This is a genomic window from Pseudomonas qingdaonensis (assembly GCF_018398475.1).
Classification (GTDB): Bacteria; Pseudomonadota; Gammaproteobacteria; order Pseudomonadales; family Pseudomonadaceae; genus Aquipseudomonas; species Aquipseudomonas palmensis.
Genome location: NZ_CP074676.1, coordinates 3,985,008 through 4,002,917, shown reverse-complemented (window position 1 = coordinate 4,002,917; position 17,910 = coordinate 3,985,008). Strand labels below are relative to the sequence as shown.

Sequence of the window (17,910 nt, the reverse complement as noted above, 5' to 3'; positions counted from 1 at the left end):
CCTGCTTCTTTTAATAGGTACAGCGCCCGTGCATGCCGATCAGGCCGACACATTGGTCATCGGCAACGACCTGGCCGAGATTGCCGCGCAGTTGCAGGCCACTTCGCGGTTGGTGGGGCGTGACGATTCCAGTCACTACCCACCCGAAGTGGCTCGCCTGCCGTCGGTGGGCTATCTGCGCCAGTTGTCGTCCGAAGGCATCCTGAGCCTGCATCCGCGGCGGGTGGTGCTCAGCGATGCGGCGCGTCCGGCCGTGGTGCTGCGCCAGCTGGATACCGTGGGCGTCGAGGTCATCGAAGTGCCCAGGGGCAAGCGCATCGCCGATATCCCACGCAAGATAGAACAGGTGGCCAAGGCCTTCGACCGTGAAACCCTGAGCCCGCCGCTGGTTGCAGAGCAGCAACGTCTGGCCGCCGAGTTGGCTGCACTGGCGCCGCTCAAGGGCCCCAGGGCGCTGTTCATCTTCAATCGAGCGGGCATGATCCCGCTGATCATGGGGCGCGGCACCGAAGCCCATGCCGCACTGGAGCAGGCGGGCATCGAAAACTGCGCGCCGTTCAGTGCCTACAAGCAGGTGGCGGCCGAAGCGATGGTGTCGCTTGCACCGGATTTCGTGATCATCAGCCGCGCCGGTTTGCAGGCCCTGGGCGGCGAGGACAACCTGTGGAAGCTCGGCGGCCTGGCGCTGACCCCGGCCGGTCAGCACCGGCGCCTGGTGCAGGTGGACGATCAGGCGCTGCTCAACCTGGGCCCACGCACCGTGGCGGCCATGCTGCAACTGCGCCGTGATGCCGGGGCGCTGTTCCCATGACGCGCTCGCACACCCGCTCATTGCCCACGCTGTTGCTGATGCTGGCCGGCCTGTGCGCCTTGCTGGCGCTGTGTTCGCTGGTGGGCAGCATCGGCCTGTCGCCGCGCATCCTGCTGGGCCATCTGCCCGCGCCGCTGGAATGGCAAGTGTGGAGCGAGGTACGCCTGCCGCGGCTGCTGCTGGCGGTGCTGGTGGGCTCGACCCTGGCAGCAGGCGGCACCGCCATGCAGGGGCTGTTTCGCAACCCGCTGGCCGACCCCACGCTGCTGGGCCAGGCCAGCGGTGCGGGGTTGGCGGTGTCGATCTGGATCGTGCTGTTCAATGGGCGTTTTGCCGGCCTGGAGCTGTATGGGCAGTTTCTGGCCGGGTTTGTCGGGGCGTTGCTGGTAACGCTGGTGATCTTCCGCATCGGGCGCGGCTACAAAGGTCGTGAATCGACCATCACCCTGCTGTTGGCCGGCCTGGTGATCAATACCCTGACCGGCGCGGTGGGCGGCATGCTGACCTTCATGGCCAGCGAAGAACAGTTGCGCCAATTGAGCCTGTGGGGCATGGGCAGCCTGGGCAGCGCCGAGTGGTCGACCCTGAGCGTAGCGCTGGTGGTGTTGCCGTTGACCTTGCTGGTGCTGGTGCGCAGCGCCGCCGACCTGGACCTGTTCCAGTTGGGTGAGGTGTCTGCCCATGCGGCGGGGCTCAATGCCGAGCGCCTGAAAAATCGCATTGTGCTGGCCTCCTCGCTGGGCGTGGGCCTGTGCGTCGCACTCACCGGCATCATCGGCTTCATCGGCCTGCTGGTGCCGCACTGCCTGCGCCTGTACTTCGGGCCGGGCCACCGTCTGCTGATTCCGGCCTCGATGCTGTGCGGGGCGATTCTGCTGCTGCTTGCCGACACCCTGGCGCGCAGCCTGGTCAGCCCTGCCGAGATTCCGGTCGGCCTGGTCACCAGCGTGATCGGCGGGCCGTACTTTCTCTGGTTGTTGCTGGGCCGCAAGGTCCGGGAGTTCTGAATGCTCGATCTTCTCGCTGTCGGCCTGCATCGGCCATTTGCCCTCAGCCCGGTCACCGAGGCCATACAGGGCGGCCAGCTACTGGGGCTGATCGGCCCCAACGGCGCAGGCAAAAGCACATTGTTGTCGCTGATCTCCGGCTATATCACGCCCAACTGCGGCGAAGTGCGGCTGCTCGATCAGCCGTTGAGCGCCTATTCGCCGCGCCAGCTGGCGCGCAACCGCGCCCTGGTCACCCAGCACATGGACAGTGCGTTCGACTGGCAGGTCGGCGAATTCATCCAGCTGGGCCAGGGGCATGCCGGGTTGCCGTGCGCCGGCATCGTCGAGGCCATGGACATCACTCATCTGCTCGACCGCGGCGTGCTGTCGCTGTCGGGCGGCGAGTTGCAGCGGGTGACCATCGCCCGCGCGCTGAACCAGTTGGCCATCAGCCCTGCGGGCCCCACCGAGGGCCAGGCGCCGCGCCTGCTGCTGCTCGACGAGCCCACCAGCGCGCTGGATATCGGCCAGCAGCAGAATCTGATGCGCCTGTTGCGCCGGCTGGCCCGCGTGCCACATATCGCGGTGGTGTGCGTGCTGCATGATCTCAACCTGGCGGCGCGCTACTGCGACCGGCTGTGGCTGATGGAAAAGGGCCGGTTGTGCGCCAGCGGGACGCCCGCACAGGTACTGAATGCACATACCATCGAGACGGTGTTCGGGGCCCAGGTCAGTGTAACGGCGGGGCCCGGCCACGCGGTGGGCATCGAGCTGGCGTGCTGAATGGCCAGTTCCCTCAGCGGGCGCTGACCGTGACCCAGTAGCGCGAGCGCCGGTTGATGCTGACCGGCAGCGACTGGGTCAGCGCGTCGAGTACCGCATCGCTGTCGGCCAGCGGGTAGACCCCCGAGATGCGCAGGTCGGCCACTTCACTGGCGCAGCGCAACAGGCCGGGGCGATAGCGCGACAGTTCGGCAATGAAGTGCCCCAGGCGCATGTCGTCGGCCTCCAGTGCGCCTACGCCCCATGAAGGCTCGCGGCCCACCCGGGTGCTGTCGTCGATGCGCATGGCAGTAAAGCGTGTGCGCTCACCGGCACTGAGCCGCTGTGGCGTGGTGTGCAGCGGGCTGAGTTTCAGCGCGCCTTCGAACAGTTGCACATCGGTGCGCTCGGGCTGCACCTGCACCACGAACCGGGTGCCCAGCGCGAGGACGCTGCCCTGGGCGGTCTTCACGCTGAAGGGGCGCTGCGCGTCATCATGCCCGGTACTGATCAGCAGCCGCCCACTGCGCAGGTGCAGGGTGCGCTGGGTGGGGGTGAAGTCCACCTCCACCGTGCTGTCGGCATCCAGGGTCAGTTGGCTGCCATCGGCCAGGGTGATGTGTCGAGGGGCGCTGGCGCCATTGTGGTAGGCCAGGCCCGCACCGCTGCGCCAGGGCTCGCGGTAGGCCAGGCCGCCGGTGCCGCCGGCCAGGGCAAGCAGCAGCAATGCCTTGACCACCCGCCGACGACTGCCGCCGCCGTGGCTGAGGCTGCGGTAGCCGGCGGTGGGCTCCAGCCCGGCCAGGCGACCGCGCAGGCTTTCTATATGCAGCCAGGCGCGTTCGTTGTCCGGGTCGGCGGCGCGCCAGCGTGCAAAGGCCTGGGCCTGCTCGGGCGGCAGGTCGCCGTCCATCCAAAGGGTCAGCCAGTGGGCAGCCTCACGGGTGGTGCGGGGCTTGAAGGCCGGTTGCGGTGTGCTCATGGCAGCTGCGCAAAAAAACAGTGCTGGTTGGCGCGCACCAGGTACAGCTTCACCGAGCGTGTGCTGACTTGCAGGCGCTCGGCGATCTCGGCGATCTTCAGACCCTGCAGGTGCGACAGCAGAAACGCTTCGCGGACCTTGGCCGGCAGTTCGTCGAGCAGCCTGTCCAGCAGGGTCAGGGCTTCAAGGGCCAGGGTGCGCACCTCGGGCGAGGGCTCCACGGCTTCGGGCAGGTTGGCCAGGGCTTCGAGATAGGCCTGCTCCACCAGTCGGCGCCGGTGTACGTTCGCCATCAGGCGCCGCGCCACGGTGGACAGGAACGAGCGCGGCTCGCGGATGCTGAACAGGTCCTTGGAGGCCAGGATGCTCAGGAACGTGTCCTGGGCCAGGTCAGCCGCCGACTCCGGGCAACCCATACGGTTGCGCAGCCATTGGCGTAGCCAGCGATGGTGATCGGTGTACAGCGTCTGCAGGTACGCATGGGCGCTGGCAGGGGCGTGTGGGCTGGATTCCATCGAGTGCGATCGGTGCAGGGCTGATGAGGCTACGGAGTATAACGAGATTATTTCTCAAATGATAATTGTTATTGTTAGTGGGTTGTGGCCGCCAAACCGGCTCCTGCAGGAGCCGGCATGGCCGGCGAAGGCAGCACCGCCGTCTACAGAGCAAAAATCCACGGCACCATCAGCACGCTCACAATCATCACCAGGATCGTGAACGGTACCCCCACCTTCACAAAGTCGGCGAAGCGATACTGCCCCGGCCCCAGCACCAGGGTGTTCACCGGCGACGACACCGGCGTCATGAACGCGGCGGATGCGGCCAGCGCCACGATCATGGCGAACGGGTAGGGCGATGCGCCCAGTTGCTGTGCGGTGGTGATCGCAACCGGCGCCATCAGTACCGCTGTTGCGGTGTTGGAAATGAACAGCCCGATCAGCGCCGTGATCGCAAACAGCGTGGCGAGGATCACGTAGGGCCCGGCACCGCCCAGCACGCCCACCAGGCCGTCCACCGCCAGGGCGATGCCTCCGGTTTTCTGCAACGCCAGGGCAAAGGGCAGCATGCCCACGATCAGTATCAGGCTCTGCCAGTGGATCGCCCGGTAGGCGCTCTCCATGTCGATGCAGCGGCTGGCGCCCATCAGCAGGCAGCCGATCAGCGCGGCGATCACGTTGGGTACCAGGCCGCTGATCATCAGGCCCACCATCACCGCCAGGCTGATCAGCGCATAAGGCGCCTGATTCAGGGCCGGGGCCACGTTGTCCACTTCCGCCGGCAGGCTCAGCACCAGAAAGTCTCGCGGTTGCGTCTGCAGCTGGCGAATCGCCTTCCAGGTGCCGATCACCAGCAGGGTGTCGCCCAGCTTGAGCTTTTCTTCCACCAGTTGCTCGTCGATGGCCGCCTGGTCGCGACGCAGGCCCACCACGTTCAGCCCCCAGCGGCTGCGGAACGTCAGCTCCAGCAGGTTCTTGCCGATCAACTGCGAGCCCGGTGGCAGCGCCACTTCGGCCATGCCCACTTCGCGCGACTGGTCGATGAAGTAGGCGGCCTTGAAGTGCAGAGGCTCCAGGCGCATGGTCTGGCACAGGCTGCGCAGGTCGTCCTTGGGCGAGAACAGGTCAAGCAGCAGCACGTCGCCTTCGTGCACCAGGGTACTGGAGTCGGGGCTGATCACGCGGGTGCTGAACTTGTGCTGGCGCTCGATGCCGACCACGTTGGCACCGTGCTCGGTGCGCAGCTTCAGCTCGCTCAGGCTGTGGCCGATCAGCGGCGAATGGGGCCTGACCCGCAGGCGTCGTTCACGCCCGGCCAGCTTGTAGTCGATGATCAGGTCGAGCAGGGTGCGGCGGGTTTCGGTACTGCCGTCCTTGCGCGTCGCGCTGCCCAGCCAGTTGCGCGTCAGCAGCATGTAGCCCACCCCCAGCACCAGGATCACCAGGCCGAAAGGGGTGAAGCTGAAAAAGCTGAAACCGGTTTCACCGTGGCGTACCAGCTCGCTGTGCACCACCACGTTGGGAGGCGTGGCCACCAGGCTGAGCATGCCGCTGATCAGCCCGGCGAAGGCCAGTGGCATCATCAGGCGGCTGGGCGACACCTTCATGCGTGCGGCGATGCTCAGTACTACCGGGATGAAGATCGCCACCACGCCGGTCGAACTCATCACCGAGCCCAGGCCTGCCACCGACACCATCAGCAGCACGATCAGGCGAGTTTCGCTGTTGCCGGCGCGTTCGGCCATCCACTCGCCGATGCGGTAGGCAATACCGGTGCGCACCAGCCCTTCGCCGATCACGAACAGCGCGGCAATCAGCACCACGTTGGGGTCGCTGAAGCCGGCCAGGGCTTCCTGCACGCTCAGGATGCCGAGCAGGGGCAGGGCGACGATCACCAGCAGCGCCACCACGTCCATGCGCGGGCGATTGATGACAAACAGCGCGACGGCGCTGAACAGCAGGCCAAGGACCCAGAACAATTCGTGATTCATGCAGGTATCCGAAAAGAAGACGCCGGTGAGTCTGGCAGAAACCGGGCGGCCGTTTGTTGATTTGCTGCAGCGCTTGGGTGGCACAGGGCCAGATGTTAAGGTGCGCGGCATTCTGCTGTTCACCTGTCGCCGATGTCACCCTGGCTAGTGACAAATAAGCCAAAGCTGATAGATTTCAGGCGGTTGAAGCAGTGGCCGGGTTATCGGCCGCAGGAAGGAATGCACCATGATTGCAAAAGAATCACGCCAGGCGGTCGCGCTAGAGCGGTTTGCCCAGGCAAACCCGCAGTTGCTCGAAGAGATAGCCGGGCTCAATGCCCACGAGCAACAGCAGCAGATCCAGTGGGCGTTCGATGACCAGGCGCAGGAGCGTGGCCTTCAATCCTGGGAGTTGACCCTGGAGTTGATTGCCGAGTCGCCCGAACAACTGCGCGAGATGCGTCTTGAAGTGCACCGCGAAGTGGCCGAGGCATTGGGCCTGAGCTGGCAGGAATACTGCGAGTTCAACGAAATTGAAGATGCTGCGCCCTGAGGCGCGGTAGTGTGTTGAAAAGTTTCTGTTCCATAGCCTCCACTGGGCATCGGGATGCCCGCCGGTCAGGCCGCAACGCCTTCAACGGCGGGTTCCGGCGCCCGGGCAAGAGGCTTCGGGGCAGTTGTGCGAAATTCAAATGTGCCGCGGCCTGTTCTCCTTGATTTGAACGGGGTGACTTCTGGTGTTTGAGTCACTAGAATGCTTGCCCTTGATTCTGGAGTCGGTATCGCCGGCTAACGTCTGTGCAACGAGGAATATCCATGCAAGTTTCTGTTGAAAATACTTCCGCTCTCGAGCGCCGCATGAGCGTCACCGTGCCGGCTGAGCGTATCGAGAGCCAGGTCAACAAGCGTCTGCAGCAGACCGCCCAAAAGGCCAAGATCGCTGGCTTCCGTCCAGGCAAAGTTCCAATGAGCGAAATCAAGCGCCGTTTCGGTGCTGACGCTCGCCAGGAAGCAGTAGGCGATGTGATCCAGTCCTCCTTCTACGAAGCCGTGGTCGAGCAGAAGCTGAACCCGGCCGGTTCGCCGTCGATCGAGCCGAAGTCGCTCGAAGCGGGCAAGGACCTGGAATACGTTGCCGTCTTCGAAGTGTTCCCTGAGTTCACCGTTGCCGGTTTCGAGTCGATCAACGTCGAGCGCCTGAGCGCCGAAGTGGCTGACGCCGACCTGGACAACATGCTGGAAGTGCTGCGCAAGCAGAACGTTCGCTTTGAAGCGACCGATCGTGCTGCCCAGAACGAAGACCAGCTGAACATCGATTTCGTCGGCAAGGTCGACGGTGAAGTGTTCGCCGGTGGTTCGGCCCAGGGCACCCAGCTGGTGCTGGGTTCCGGCCGCATGATCCCAGGCTTCGAAGAAGGTCTGGTCGGCGCCAAGGCCGGTGAAGAGCGCGTTCTGAACCTGACCTTCCCCGAGGACTATCAGAACCTGGACCTGGCTGGCAAAGCCGCCGAGTTCACCGTTACCGTCAACAGCGTTTCCGAGCCAAAACTGCCTGAGCTGACCGAAGAGTTCTTCGCCCAGTTCGGCATCAAGGAAACCGGCATCGAAGGCTTCCGCACCGAAGTTCGCAAGAACATGGAGCGTGAACTGCGCCAGGCCATCAAGACCAAGGTCAAGAACCAGGTAATGGACGGCCTGCTGGCTGCCAACCCGATCGAAGTGCCAAAGGCCCTGCTGGAAAACGAAGTGAACCGTCTGCGCGTGCAGGCCGTTCAGCAGTTCGGTGGCAACATCAAGCCTGAGCAACTGCCGGCCGAGCTGTTCGAAGAGCAAGCCAAGCGCCGCGTCGTGCTGGGCCTGATCGTCGCCGAAGTGGTCAAGCAGTTCGACCTCAAGCCAGACGAAGACCGCGTTCGCGAAATGATCCAGGAAATGGCCTCGGCCTACCAGGAGCCTGAGCAAGTCGTGGCCTGGTACTACAAGAACGACCAGCAGCTGAACGAAGTCCGTTCGGTTGTGCTGGAAGAACAAGTTGTGGATACTGTTCTGCAGAAAGCGACTGTGACCGACAAATCGGTCTCTTACGAAGAAGCTGTCAAGCCGGTGCAGGCACCTGCCGCTGACTGATTTCCTTCTCTTGTAGGAAAACACCACAAGCCAGCCTTCGAGCTGGCTTGTGCGTATTCAAGACATGACTATTTGGGAGTGAGTGCAGGACATGTCCCGCAATTCTTATTATCAGCAGAGCTCTGACATCCAGGCCGCAGGCGGCCTGGTCCCGATGGTTATCGAGCAATCCGCTCGTGGCGAACGCGCCTATGACATCTACTCGCGCCTGTTGAAGGAGCGGGTGATCTTTCTGGTCGGCCCGGTAGAGGACTACATGGCCAACCTGATCGCAGCGCAATTGCTGTTCCTTGAAGCGGAAAACCCGGACAAGGACATCCATCTCTACATCAACTCGCCGGGTGGTTCGGTGACAGCAGGCATGTCGATCTACGACACCATGCAGTTCATCAAGCCCGACGTTTCCACCACCTGCATCGGTCAGGCGTGCTCCATGGGCGCGTTCCTGCTGGCTGCCGGTGCCCATGGCAAGCGTTTCTGCCTGCCGAACTCGCGGGTGATGATTCACCAGCCGCTGGGTGGCTTCCAGGGTCAGGCCTCGGATATCGAGATCCACGCCAAGGAAATCCTGCAGATCCGTTCGCGTCTGAACGAGCTGCTGGCCCATCACACCGGGCAGGACCTCGAAACCATCGAGCGTGACACCAACCGCGACAACTTCATGAGCGCCGAGCGTGCTGCCGAATACGGCCTGATCGACTCGGTGCTCCACAAGCGGCCTGTTTGATAGGCAGCCAAGCGGGTGGCCGGGCCCTCCCGCCACCTGTGGACTTGAAAAAGCCCGCAATTGCCTTCATCTTGTGTTGCAAGCCTACCGGATTGGATCGATCGAATGACTGACACCCGTAACGGCGAGGACAACGGCAAATTGCTCTATTGCTCCTTCTGCGGCAAAAGCCAGCATGAAGTACGCAAGTTGATTGCCGGCCCCTCGGTCTTTATCTGCGACGAGTGCGTCGACCTGTGCAACGACATCATCCGTGAGGAGGTGCAGGAAGCCCAGGCCGAGAGCAGCGCGCATAAATTGCCTTCGCCGAAAGAAATCAGCGGCATCCTGGACCAGTACGTCATTGGTCAGGAGCGCGCGAAAAAAGTCTTGGCCGTAGCGGTGTACAACCACTACAAGCGCCTGAACCAACGTGACAAGAAGAACGACGATGTCGAGCTCGGCAAGAGCAACATCCTGCTGATCGGACCGACGGGCTCGGGTAAGACCCTGCTCGCCGAAACCCTCGCGCGTCTGTTGAATGTGCCGTTCACCATTGCCGATGCCACCACGCTGACCGAAGCGGGTTATGTCGGTGAAGATGTCGAGAACATCATTCAGAAACTGCTGCAGAAGTGCGACTACGACGTGGAAAAGGCCCAGATGGGCATTGTCTACATCGACGAAATCGACAAGATCTCGCGCAAGTCGGACAACCCATCCATCACCCGTGACGTTTCGGGCGAAGGCGTGCAGCAGGCATTGCTCAAGCTGATCGAGGGCACGGTTGCCTCGGTACCGCCGCAAGGTGGCCGCAAGCACCCGCAGCAGGAGTTCCTGCAGGTCGATACGCGCAACATCCTGTTCATTTGCGGCGGTGCGTTCTCGGGCCTCGAAAAGGTCATCCAGAACCGTTCCACCCGCGGTGGCATCGGCTTTGGTGCGGAAGTTCGCAGCAAGGAAGAAGGCAAGAAGGTTGGCGAGTCGCTGCGTGAAGTCGAGCCGGACGATCTGGTCAAGTTTGGCCTGATTCCCGAGTTCGTCGGCCGCCTGCCGGTACTGGCAACCCTCGACGAGCTCGACGAGGCTGCACTGATGCAGATCCTCACCGAGCCGAAGAACGCCTTGACCAAGCAATACGGCAAGCTGTTCGAGATGGAAGGCGTCGACCTGGAGTTCCGCAGCGATGCGCTCAAGTCGGTGGCCCGCAAGGCACTGGAGCGCAAGACCGGTGCCCGTGGCCTGCGTTCGATTCTCGAAGGCATCCTGCTCGACACCATGTACGAGATTCCTTCGCAGAAGGATGTCAGCAAGGTGGTGATCGACGAGAGCGTCATCGATGGCTCGTCCAAGCCGCTGTTGATCTACGAGAACAGCGAGCCGCAAGCCAAGGCTGCACCCGACGCCTGAGTCGGGTGACGGCAGCAAACCAGCAAGGGGCCTACGGGCCCCTTTGCTTTTCCTGTCGCAGAGCTTGTTTTTTTGCGGGCCTGCCCCCACATTAACTCCATGCTCAAATTTCCATCGGATTACGGCCATAAGGCCGCTGTAGAGGCGAAATCATGAAGACAACCCTCGACTTGCCTCTTTTGCCATTGCGCGATGTCGTCGTTTACCCGCACATGGTCATCCCGCTGTTCGTGGGGCGTGAAAAGTCCATCGAGGCCCTCGAGGCCGCGATGACGGGCGAGAAGCAGATCCTCCTGCTGGCCCAGAAGAATCCAGCTGATGACGATCCAGGTGAAGATGCCCTGTACCGTGTCGGCACCATCGCAACCGTACTGCAACTGCTCAAACTGCCCGATGGCACCGTCAAGGTGCTGGTCGAGGGCGAGCAGCGCGGTGCGGTTGAGCGCTTTGTCGAAGTCGACGGGCATATTCGCGCCGATGTGGCGCTGATCGACGAAGTCGAGGCCGCCGATCGCGAGTCCGAAGTCTTCGTGCGCAGCCTGCTGTCGCAATTCGAACAGTATGTGCAGCTGGGCAAGAAGGTCCCGGCTGAAGTCCTCTCGTCGCTCAACAGCATCGACGAGCCGGGGCGCCTGGTCGACACCATGGCCGCCCACATGGCCCTGAAGATCGAGCAGAAGCAGGAAATTCTCGAAATCATCGACCTGGGCGCCCGGGTCGAGCATGTCCTGGCCTTGCTGGATGCCGAAATCGACCTGTTGCAGGTCGAGAAGCGCATCCGTGGTCGGGTCAAGAAGCAGATGGAGCGCAGCCAGCGCGAGTACTACCTGAATGAGCAGATGAAGGCCATTCAGAAAGAGCTCGGCGACAGCGACGAAGGCCACAACGAAGTCGAAGAGCTGAAAAAGCGCCTCGACGCTGCCGGCCTGCCCAAGGATGCCTACGCCAAGGCCCAGGCCGAGCTGAACAAGCTCAAGCAGATGTCGCCGATGTCGGCTGAAGCCACCGTGGTGCGCTCGTACCTCGACTGGCTGGTGCAGGTGCCGTGGAAGGCGCAGAGCAAGGTGCGCCTTGACCTGGCCAAGGCCGAAGAGATCCTGGATGCCGACCACTACGGCCTGGACGAGGTCAAGGAACGCATCCTCGAATACCTCGCCGTGCAAAAGCGCGTGAAGAAGATCCGCGGCCCGGTACTGTGCCTGGTCGGCCCGCCGGGTGTGGGCAAGACCTCCCTGGCCGAGTCCATTGCCAGCGCCACCAATCGCAAGTTCGTGCGCATGGCCCTGGGTGGCGTGCGTGACGAGGCAGAGATTCGCGGCCACCGTCGTACCTACATCGGTTCGATGCCCGGTCGCCTGATCCAGAAGATGACCAAGGTGGGTGTGCGCAACCCGCTGTTCCTGCTCGATGAAATCGACAAGATGGGCAGCGACATGCGTGGCGACCCGGCCTCGGCACTGCTCGAAGTGCTCGACCCCGAGCAGAACCACAACTTCAACGATCACTATCTGGAGGTCGATTACGACCTGTCGGACGTGATGTTCCTGTGCACCTCCAACTCGATGAATATCCCGCCGGCGCTGCTCGACCGGATGGAAGTGATTCGTCTGCCGGGGTACACCGAAGACGAGAAGATCAACATTGCGGTCAAGTACCTCTCGCCCAAGCAGATCAAGGCCAACGGCCTGAAGAAGGGCGAGCTGGAGATCGACACTGCCGCCATCCGCGACATCATCCGCTACTACACCCGCGAAGCCGGTGTGCGGGGCCTGGAGCGCCAGATCGCCAAGATCTGCCGCAAGGTCGTCAAGGAACATGCCGGGCTCAAGCAGGTGGCCGTCAAGGTCGATGGTGACAACCTCGAGCATTACCTGGGCGTTCGCAAGTTCCGCTACGGCCTGGCCGAGCAGCAGGACCAGGTAGGGCAGGTAACCGGCCTGGCGTGGACCCAGGTGGGCGGCGAGCTGCTGACCATCGAGGCTGCGGTGATTCCGGGCAAGGGTCAACTGATCAAGACCGGTTCGCTGGGCGATGTGATGGTCGAGTCGATCACTGCCGCGCAGACCGTGGTGCGCAGCCGTGCACGCAGCCTGGGGATCCCGGCCGACTTCCACGAGAAGCGCGACACCCACATTCACATGCCGGAAGGGGCTACCCCCAAGGACGGCCCGAGCGCTGGCATCGGCATGTGCACTGCACTGGTGTCGGCCCTGACCGGGATTCCGGTGCGCGCCGATGTGGCCATGACCGGGGAAATCACCCTGCGTGGCCAGGTGCTGGCCATTGGCGGTTTGAAGGAAAAACTGCTGGCAGCACACCGCGGCGGGATCAAGACCGTGATCATTCCAGAAGAGAATGTGCGCGACCTGAAGGAAATTCCTGACAATATTAAACAGGATCTTCAGATTAAACCTGTCAAATGGATTGACGAAGTCCTCCAAATTGCGCTGCAATACGCCCCGGAGCCCTTGCCAGATGTGGCTCCCGAGATTGTCGCCAAGGATGAAAAGCGCGACAGCGATTCCAAGGAACGAATCAGTACCCATTAGTACGTATTTGGCTGGGGGGCCTCCACGACGTTAATTCGGGCCCTTGTTATAAAGCGGCGCCCACTTGTCGGTGGGCCACCCGGCAATCGTTTTGCTTTTCATTACATACTTAGAAACAAACTCAAATAGAGATAAGGGGACTTAGAGTGAACAAGTCGGAACTGATTGACGCTATTGCCGCATCTGCTGATATCCCGAAAGCTGCTGCCGGCCGTGCGCTGGACGCAGTCATCGAATCCGTCACCGGCGCCCTGAAAGCCGGTGATTCCGTGGTGCTGGTCGGTTTCGGTACCTTCTCGGTAACCGATCGTCCTGCCCGTACCGGTCGCAACCCGCAAACCGGCAAGACTCTGGAAATTCCTGCTGCCAAGAAGCCAGGCTTCAAGGCCGGCAAAGCACTGAAAGAAGCCGTCAACTAAGGCGTCTCTTTCAGGCTTCGCCTAACCGGGTCGGGTTTCGCCTGGCCTGGTAGCGCAGCACGGGGAATCGCAAAAACAGATTCCCGTTTGCTTCGCCAGTTACGAGAAGGCGCATCCTCGGATGCGCCTTTCTTCTATCAGGACTCTACCCACGCTCCGCGGTTGTTTATTTAGTACGGCCGTTTCTGGGGGACGCATGCTTCAAAATATCAGGGACAATTCACAAGGTTGGATTGCCAAGACCATCATCGGTGTCATCGTGGCCTTGATGGCGCTGACCGGCTTCGATGCCATCTTCCAGGCCACCACCCATAGCCAGGACGCTGCCAAGGTCAATGGCGACACCATCAGCCAGAATGAGCTGAGCCAGGCTGTCGACATGCAACGTCGGCAACTGATGCAACAGCTGGGCAAGGATTTCGACGCCTCCCTGCTGGATGAAAAAATGCTGCGTGAAGCAGCACTCAAGGGCCTCATCGAGCGCAAGCTGCTGCTCCAGGGCGCCAAGGATGCCAAGTTCAGCTTCTCCGAAGCCGCGCTTGACCAGGTCATCCTGCAAACGCCGGAGTTCCAGGTTGACGGCAAGTTCAGCCCCGAGCGTTTCGACCAGGTGATTCGTCAGCTGGGCTACGGTCGCCTGCAGTTCCGCGACATGCTGGCGCAGGAAATGCTGATCGGCCAACTGCGTGCTGGCCTGGCCGGCAGCGGTTTCGTTACCGATTCGCAGGTCGAGGCATTTGCCCGCCTGGAGAAGCAGACCCGTGATTTCGCTTCGCTGACCTTCAAGGCCGACCCGGCCGCGGTCAAGGTCACCGACGAAGAGATCAAGGCGCACTACGACGAGCACGCCAAGGAGTTCATGAGCCCCGATCAGGTGGTCATCGACTACATCGAGCTGAAGAAGGCCGCGTTCTTCGACCAGGTCAAGGTCGACGACGAGGCGCTCCAGGCGCTGTACCAGAAGGAAATCGCCAACCTGGCCGAGCAGCGCCATGCCGCGCACATCCTCATCGAAGTCAACGACAAGCTTGACGATGCCCAGGCCAAGGCCCGCATCGAAGAGATCAAGCAGCGTCTGGACAAAGGCGAAGACTTTGCCAAGCTGGCCAAGGAGTTCTCCCAGGACCCGGGCTCTGCCGCCACGGGTGGTGACCTGGGCTATGCCGGCCAGGGCGTCTACGACCCGGCCTTCGAAGAGGCGCTGTATGCGCTGAACAAGGGCCAGGTATCGGCGCCGGTGCGTACCGACTTCGGTTGGCACCTGATCAAGCTGCTGGATGTGCAGGCACCTGAAGTGCCGACCTTCGCCAGCCTGAAAGACAAGCTGACCCGCGAGCTCAAGACCCAGCAGGTCGAACAGCGCTTCGTCGAAGTGACCAAGCAGCTGGAGGACTCGGCGTTCGAAGCCTCCGACCTGGCCCAGCCGGCCCAGGAGCTTGGCCTGAAGCTGAACACCTCGGCGCCGTTCGGCCGTGAAGGTGGCGATGGCATCACGGCCAACCGTGCGGTGATCCAGGCGGCGTTCAGCCCGGAAGTGCTGGAAGAGGGTGCCAACAGCACCGCCATCGAGCTGGACCCGGAGACGGTCGTGGTCATCCGTGTCAAGGAGCACCGCAAGCCTGAGCAACTGCCGCTGGAAGTGGTGAGCGACAGCATTCGCAAGCACCTGGCCAGGGAGCACGCCAGTGCGGCGGCCAAGGCCAAGGGCGAGGCGCTGATCGCCGGCCTGCGCGACGGCAAGGTCGAACTGGCAGCCAGCCAGGAAGGGCAGAGCTGGAAGGTCCAGGAAGCGGTCACACGCAACCAGGAGGCCATCGACCCGGCCGAGCTGCAGGCGGTGTTCCGCATGAGCAAGCCGCAAGCCAAGGACAAGCCGACCTTCGGTAGCGTCACCTTGAACGACGGCAGCTTTGTGGTCCTGCGCCTGAACGGCGTCAACGAAGGTGCTGCGGCAAGTGACGAAGAGAAGGCGGCCTACCGTCGCTTCCTGGCGTCGCGTGCTGGCCAGCAGGACTTCGCTGCATACCGCAAGCAGTTGGAAGAGAAGGCGGACATCACCCGTTACTGAGTGATGCTGCTGTAAACGGAAAGGGCCGCTGATGCGGCCCTTTCTGTTTTTGTGTTGGTTGTACGGGGGCGTTCGCCGGCAAGGCCGGCTCCTACAGGGATCACAACCTCTTCAGGAGCCGGCCTTGCCGGCGAATGGCCAGATCCCGGACAAAAGAAAAGGCCGCATCAGCGGCCTTTTCCCATCCTGCCAACCTTACTCGGTAAGGTCGCCCATGGCGGTAGTGTTGAAGCCACCGTCCACGTACATGATTTCACCGCTCACGCCCGACGCCAGGTCCGAGCAGAGGAACGCGCCGGCGTTGCCGACTTCGTCGATGGTGACGTTGCGACGCAGCGGGGTCTGCGCTTCGTTGGCGTCCAGCATCTTGCGGAAGTTCTTGATACCCGAGGCTGCCAGGGTACGGATCGGGCCGGCCGAAACGGCGTTCACACGAGTGCCTTCCGGGCCCAGGCTGCGCGCCAGGTAGCGCACGCCGGCTTCCAGGCTGGCCTTGGCCATGCCCATCACGTTGTAGTTGGGCATGGTGCGCTCGGCGCCCAGGTACGACAGGGTCAGCAGGCTGCCATTGCGGCCCTTCATCATGTCGCGACCGGCCTTGGCCAGGGCCACGAAGCTGTAGGCGCTGATGTCGTGGGCAATGCGGAAGCCATCACGGGTGGTGGCCTGGGTGAAGTCGCCGTCGAGCTGGTCGCCCGGCGCGAAGCCTACGGAGTGCACGATGCAGTCCAGGCCGTCCCACTTCTTGCTCAGTTCTTCGAAGACCTTGGCGATTTCTTCATCGCTGGCAACGTCACAGGGGAAGCACAGCTCAGGGCTGGAGCCCCAGCCAGCGGCGAACTCTTCGACGCGGCCCTTGAGCTTTTCGTTCTGGTAGGTGAAGGCAAGTTCTGCACCCTCGCGATGCATGGCGGCAGCGATGCCGGATGCGATGGACAGTTTGCTTGCGACACCGACGATCAGTACGCGCTTACCGGCGAGAAAACCCATGTGTTGTTCCTCTTCAGGTTAATCGACAGCTGTGGGGGCCAAAAAGGCGGCTTCCAGCAGCTGCTGTGTATAGGGATGTTGCGGGGCGCTGAAAATACCCGTAGCCGGACCTTGTTCCACCACCTTGCCCTGCTTGACCACCATCAACTGGTGGCTGAGCGCCTTGACCACCGCCAGGTCATGGCTGATGAACAAGTAGGTCAGGTTGTACTTGGTCTGCAGCGTACGCAGCAGTTCCACCACCTGGCGCTGAACGGTCCGGTCGAGCGCCGAAGTGGGCTCGTCCAGCAGTATCAGCGCCGGTTTCAATACCAGTGCCCGGGCAATGGCAATACGTTGTCGCTGGCCACCGGAGAACTCGTGAGGGTAGCGGTGCCGGGTTTGCGGATCCAGTCCTACTTCCTCGAGCGCCTCCATGATCGCCTGTTCCTGCTCTGCCTCCGTGCCGATCCGATGAATGCGCAGGCCCTCTCCGACGATATCGCTCACGCTCATGCGCGGGCTCAGGCTGCCGAAGGGGTCCTGGAACACCACCTGCATCTGGCGGCGCAACGGCCGCACCTGTTGCTGGGTCAGGCCGTCCAGCGCCTGGCCTTCAAAGCGTATCGCGCCCTGGCTGCCGATCAACCGCAGGATCGCCAGGCCCAGGGTAGACTTGCCGGAACCACTCTCGCCCACGATGCCCAGGGTCTGGCCCTGGGGCAGGCTGAAGTTGATGCCGTCCACCGCCTTGACGTGGTCCACGGTCTTGCGCAGCAGGCCCTTCTTGATCGGGAACCACACGCGCAGGTCCTCGACCTCGAGCAGCGGCGGGCCCACCGGGTTGTCGGCAGGCTTGCCGCTGGGCTCGGCACCGAGCAGCATTTGCGTATACGGATGCTGCGGGGCACGGAACAATTCGTCACACGACGCCTGTTCGACGATGCAACCGCGCTGCATGACACATACGCGGTGGGCAATTCTTTTCACCAGGTTCAAATCGTGACTGATCAGTAGCAGCGCCATGCCCAGGCGCGCCTGCAGGTCCTTGAGCAATTCGAGGATTTTCAGCTGCACGGTGACGTCCAGCGCGGTGGTCGGTTCGTCGGCGATCAGCAGCTCCGGCTCGTTGGCCAGGGCCATGGCGATCATCACCCGCTGGCGTTGACCGCCCGACAGCTCGTGGGGCAGGGCCTTGAGGCGCTTGACCGGGTCGGGAATGCCCACCAGTTCCAGCAGCTCCAGGGTGCGCTCGGTGGCCGCCTTGCCGCGCAGGCCCTTGTGCAGCATGAGAATCTCGTTGATCTGCTTCTCGATGTTGTGCAGCGGGTTGAGCGAGGTCATCGGCTCCTGGAAGATCATCGCGATGCGGTTGCCGCGAATGCGCCGCATCTGTTTTTCTTCCAGCTTGAGCAGGTCCTGGCCTTCGTAGGTGATGCTGCCGCTGGGGTGGCGGGCCAGCGGGTAGGGCAGCAGGCGCAGGATGGAGTGCGCGGTCACCGACTTGCCCGAGCCGCTTTCGCCCACCAGTGCCAATGTCTCGCCACGACGGATGTCGAAGCTGATGCCTTCGACCACGCGTTGTTGCTGCGCCCCGGTGACGAACTCCACCGACAGGTCGCGCACTTCGATCAAGGTGTCGTTGCTCATC

15 protein-coding genes are annotated in these 17,910 nt (G+C 62.6%); 10 read left to right on the top strand and 5 right to left on the bottom strand.

The window, feature by feature from the left end; translation table 11 throughout:
• Window positions 1-28: 28 nt before the first annotated feature.
• Genes KH389_RS18155 through KH389_RS18145 form a run of 3 tightly spaced genes read left to right on the top strand, consistent with a single transcriptional unit; the run spans window position 29 to window position 2,583 of the window.
• Window positions 29-811 (top strand): heme/hemin ABC transporter substrate-binding protein, encoded by a 783-nt coding sequence (locus KH389_RS18155; RefSeq protein WP_052504327.1) that lies wholly within the window; start codon window positions 29-31, stop codon window positions 809-811.
• Window positions 808-1,818 (top strand): FecCD family ABC transporter permease, encoded by a 1,011-nt coding sequence (locus KH389_RS18150; RefSeq protein WP_054915286.1) that lies wholly within the window; start codon window positions 808-810, stop codon window positions 1,816-1,818. Before KH389_RS18155 ends, KH389_RS18150 begins: the two co-directional genes overlap by 4 nt.
• Complete coding sequence (locus KH389_RS18145; RefSeq protein WP_213605993.1) at window positions 1,819-2,583, top strand: ATP-binding cassette domain-containing protein; 765 nt, start codon at window positions 1,819-1,821, stop codon at window positions 2,581-2,583.
• A gap of 13 nt (window positions 2,584-2,596) precedes the next feature.
• Here the strand turns inward: KH389_RS18145 and KH389_RS18140 are convergent, their stop codons facing one another.
• The 3 genes from KH389_RS18140 to KH389_RS18130 form a co-directional block, all read right to left on the bottom strand.
• Window positions 2,597-3,544: a FecR domain-containing protein gene (locus KH389_RS18140; RefSeq protein ID WP_213605992.1), complete on the bottom strand. Its 948-nt coding sequence runs from the start codon at window positions 3,542-3,544 to the stop codon at window positions 2,597-2,599.
• Entirely contained in the window at window positions 3,541-4,059 is a 519-nt protein-coding gene (locus KH389_RS18135; protein ID WP_043864497.1) for a sigma-70 family RNA polymerase sigma factor, read from the bottom strand. Before KH389_RS18135 ends, KH389_RS18140 begins: the two co-directional genes overlap by 4 nt.
• Before the next feature lie 143 nt (window positions 4,060-4,202).
• Window positions 4,203-6,032: an SLC13 family permease gene (locus KH389_RS18130; RefSeq protein WP_058541306.1), complete on the bottom strand. Its 1,830-nt coding sequence runs from the start codon at window positions 6,030-6,032 to the stop codon at window positions 4,203-4,205.
• A gap of 226 nt (window positions 6,033-6,258) precedes the next feature.
• On the opposite strand from KH389_RS18130, the gene KH389_RS18125 reads away from it, so the two are divergent.
• From KH389_RS18125 to KH389_RS18095, 7 genes are all read left to right on the top strand, one after another.
• Entirely contained in the window at window positions 6,259-6,564 is a 306-nt protein-coding gene (locus KH389_RS18125) for a DUF6388 family protein (RefSeq protein WP_043864495.1), read from the top strand.
• Between the two features lie 263 nt (window positions 6,565-6,827).
• Window positions 6,828-8,138 carry a trigger factor gene (tig, locus tag KH389_RS18120; RefSeq protein WP_043864494.1) on the top strand — a complete coding sequence of 437 codons (1,311 nt, stop codon included), beginning with the start codon at window positions 6,828-6,830 and terminating at the stop codon, window positions 8,136-8,138.
• 91 nt (window positions 8,139-8,229) lie between these two features.
• Entirely contained in the window at window positions 8,230-8,865 is a 636-nt protein-coding gene (gene clpP, locus KH389_RS18115) for an ATP-dependent Clp endopeptidase proteolytic subunit ClpP (protein WP_043864493.1), read from the top strand.
• 105 nt (window positions 8,866-8,970) lie between these two features.
• On the top strand, window positions 8,971-10,254 hold the full coding sequence (gene clpX, locus KH389_RS18110; protein ID WP_043864492.1) for an ATP-dependent Clp protease ATP-binding subunit ClpX: 1,284 nt from the start codon (window positions 8,971-8,973) through the stop codon (window positions 10,252-10,254).
• Window positions 10,255-10,406: 152 nt separating this feature from the next.
• On the top strand, window positions 10,407-12,803 hold the full coding sequence (lon, locus tag KH389_RS18105; protein WP_043864491.1) for an endopeptidase La: 2,397 nt from the start codon (window positions 10,407-10,409) through the stop codon (window positions 12,801-12,803).
• 146 nt (window positions 12,804-12,949) lie between these two features.
• Window positions 12,950-13,222 carry an HU family DNA-binding protein gene (locus tag KH389_RS18100; protein ID WP_003183171.1) on the top strand — a complete coding sequence of 91 codons (273 nt, stop codon included), beginning with the start codon at window positions 12,950-12,952 and terminating at the stop codon, window positions 13,220-13,222.
• Window positions 13,223-13,418: 196 nt separating this feature from the next.
• A complete protein-coding gene (locus KH389_RS18095) occupies window positions 13,419-15,290 on the top strand; it encodes a SurA N-terminal domain-containing protein (RefSeq protein WP_054915281.1) in 1,872 nt (623 codons plus the stop codon).
• 195 nt (window positions 15,291-15,485) lie between these two features.
• Here the strand turns inward: KH389_RS18095 and fabI are convergent, their stop codons facing one another.
• On the bottom strand, window positions 15,486-16,280 hold the full coding sequence (gene fabI, locus KH389_RS18090) for an enoyl-ACP reductase FabI (RefSeq protein WP_043864489.1): 795 nt from the start codon (window positions 16,278-16,280) through the stop codon (window positions 15,486-15,488).
• 18 nt (window positions 16,281-16,298) lie between these two features.
• The gene (locus KH389_RS18085; protein WP_043864488.1) at window positions 16,299-17,909 is read right to left on the bottom strand and encodes an ABC transporter ATP-binding protein; all 1,611 of its coding nucleotides are present in this window, start codon (window positions 17,907-17,909) and stop codon (window positions 16,299-16,301) included.
• Between the last annotated feature and the right edge of the window lies 1 nt (window position 17,910).